The organism is Bradyrhizobium sp. P2_E8, assembly GCF_056403875.1.
This window is the reverse complement of sequence record NZ_JBFUES010000953.1, coordinates 1-2,838: the sequence shown is the minus strand read 5'-3', so window position 1 is coordinate 2,838 and position 2,838 is coordinate 1. Positions and strand designations below refer to the sequence as shown.

The 2,838-nt window shown below is 65.8% G+C and carries 3 protein-coding genes; all 3 read left to right on the top strand.

Features of this window, described 5'->3' with window-relative positions:
• Positions 1 to 482, top strand: a 482-nt coding sequence (locus AC1D00_RS34860) for a beta-ketoacyl-[acyl-carrier-protein] synthase family protein (RefSeq protein WP_477013805.1), incomplete at its 5' end; no start/stop codon positions are given.
• Positions 483 to 607: 125 nt separating this feature from the next.
• Positions 608 to 1,885: an endolytic transglycosylase MltG gene (mltG, locus tag AC1D00_RS34855; protein ID WP_404555728.1), complete on the top strand. Its 1,278-nt coding sequence runs from the start codon at positions 608 to 610 to the stop codon at positions 1,883 to 1,885.
• Between the two features lie 116 nt (positions 1,886 to 2,001).
• The coding region (locus AC1D00_RS34850; RefSeq protein WP_477013804.1) for a YicC/YloC family endoribonuclease at positions 2,002 to 2,838 on the top strand (837 nt) is incomplete at its 3' end.

Here is a 2,838-nt window from a genome sequence, read left to right as displayed (position 1 = left end):
ATGCCGAAGTGATCGGCTATGGCCTGTCGGGCGATGCCTATCACATCACCTCGCCGTCGCCCGATGGCGATGGCGGCTTCCGCAGCATGGCGGCAGCGCTGAAGCGCGCCGGCCTCACGGCGTCCGATCTCGACTACATCAACGCGCACGGCACCTCGACGCCGCTCGGTGACGAGATCGAGCTCGGTGCGGTCGAGCGTCTGCTCGGCAATGCCGCCTCCAAGGTCGCGATGTCCTCGACCAAATCGTCGACCGGCCATCTGCTCGGCGCGGCCGGTGCGATCGAGGCGATCTTCGCCATTCTCGCGATTCGCGATAATGTCGTGCCGCCGACCATCAACCTCGACAATCCCTCGGTCGAAACTGCGATCGATCTCGTGCCGCACGCGGCGAAGAAGCGAGAGGTCAACGTAGCGTTGTCGAATTCTTTTGGTTTTGGCGGTACCAACGCGTCGGTGATCGTCCGCCGTTTGGTCAATTAGTTTGTGTTTGAAGCGAATCCACCGTTTTGCCGTATTCGGCGATAGTCATGGTAGTGGGCGCGTGCATTTGGCAGGGCAAACGATTGTCAGGCCGCGGTTGAACCGGCAGGATTCAGGTTGCTTCGATGAGTGAAAGGCCGCCCATTTCGCCCCGGAGTCCGCGGGCAGCGCTCGAGCCCGAGCAGGTCCCGCCGCCGCCGAAGCGATCGGACCGCGCGCGCAATCCCTTTGTGATCGTCGGCAACGCCATCATCACGCTCCTCCTGATCTCCATGATCGGTGCGGGCGCCGTGTATTACTACGGCCGGCAGGTGCTCGAAACGGCGGGTCCGCTCAAGGAAGACAAGATCGTCAACATCCCGCAGCGCGCCGGCAAGCGCGACATCGCCGAGACGCTGAACCGGGAAGGCGTGACCGACGTCAATCCCTGGGTGTTCATTGCAAGTGTGGCCGCGCTGAAGGCGAGTTCGGACCTCAAGCCCGGCGAGTATTCGTTCCAGAAGAACGCGTCCTTGCGCGACGTCATCGCCACCATCGTCGAGGGCAAGGTGGTGCAGCATGCGGTCACGATTCCCGAAGGCCTGACCTCCGAGCAGATCGTGGCGCGGCTCTCCGACAACGATATCTTCACCGGCAGCGTGCGCGAGCTGCCGCGCGAGGGCACGCTCTTGCCCGAGACTTACAAGTTCCCGCGCGGCACCACGCGCGAGCAGGTGGTCCAGCGCATGCAGCAGGCGCACAAGCGCGTGCTGGCCGAGATCTGGGAGCGTCGCAGCCAGGACGTTCCGGTCAAGACTCCGGAGCAACTGGTGACGCTGGCCTCGATCGTCGAGAAGGAGACGGGCAAGCCGGACGAGCGCAGCCGCGTCGCCGCCGTGTTCACCAACAGGTTGAAGCAGAGGATCAAGCTGCAGTCCGATCCGACCATCATCTACGGTCTCGTCGGCGGCAAGGGGACGCTGGGCCGCCCGATCAAGCGCAGCGAGATCACACAGCCCTCGCCCTACAACACCTATGTGATCGAGGGCCTGCCGCCGGGCCCGATCGCCAACCCCGGCCGCGCCTCGCTGGAAGCCGCCGCCAATCCGGCCCGCACCCGCGACCTGTTCTTCGTCGCCGACGGCACCGGCGGGCATGCCTTTACCGAGACCTACGACGCGCACCAGAAGAACGTCGCCAAGCTGCGCGCGATGGAGAAGCAGATCCAGAACGACACGGTCGAGCCGGCCGAGGATGCGCAGCCGCCGGCAGCCGCTGCGCCCGGCGCTGCCGACACGCCGACGGCGACGACACCGGCACGGCCGAACCAGCAGAAGAAGCCGCCGGCTGCTCCTCGCCCCGCCAATCCCGCTCCTGCCCGGCAGGGCGCGGTGCAGCCCTCGCCGCCGGTGGTCCCGCGCTAGGCCGCGCGCAAACCTGCCTACGGGACTTTGCGGATTCCACTTTCCGGCAAAATAGTCTTAAGATTCGCGTGCCTTGATGGCCTCGCGAATCCTGTGTTTCTGGAGAATTTGACCTGATGGCGCTGTCGTCCATGACCGGCTTTGCCCGAAGCCACGGCGCTAGCGGGCCGTACACGTTCGAATGGGAATTGAAGTCGGTCAACGCCAAGGGCTTTGACCTCAGGGTGCGGCTGCCGCAGGGGTTTGACGAGCTCGAGGCCCATGCCAAGAAGCGCGCGGGCGAGCTTTTGTCGCGCGGCACCGTCTACGCCAATCTCACCGTCAAGCGCACCAATGCCGCCGCCACGGTCCGCGTCAACGAGGACGTGCTCAACGCCGTCCTGAAGGCCGCCGCCGTGATCGCCGGCAAGGTCGATGCGGTGGCGCCGAGCGTCGACGGCCTCCTTGCCATCAAGGGCGTCGTCGAGGTCGCTGAGCCCGAGGGTGACGAGGAGGAGGACAAGGCGGCGCGCACAGCTGTGGCCGAAGCCTTCGACAAGGCGCTGGCCGATCTCGTCGAGATGCGCAAGCGCGAGGGCACTTCGCTCGGGCAGATCCTGACCCAGCGGGTGGACGAGGTCGAGCAGCTGGCGAAGAAGGCCGAGGCCGCGCCCGGCCGCAAGCCGGAGGCGATCAAGGCCAGGCTCGCCGAGCAGATCGCTGCGCTGCTGGACACCTCCGACCGTTTCGATTCCGACCGCCTGATGCAGGAGGCGATCCTCATCGCGACCAGAGCCGACATCCGCGAGGAGCTCGACCGCATCGCCTCGCATGTCGCGCAGGCGCGCGAGCTGATCGGCAAGGGCGGCCCGATCGGGCGCAAGCTCGACTTCCTGGCGCAGGAGTTTCACCGCGAGGTCAACACCTGCTGCTCGAAGTCGAACGACATCGAGCTCACCAATACGGGGCTCGCC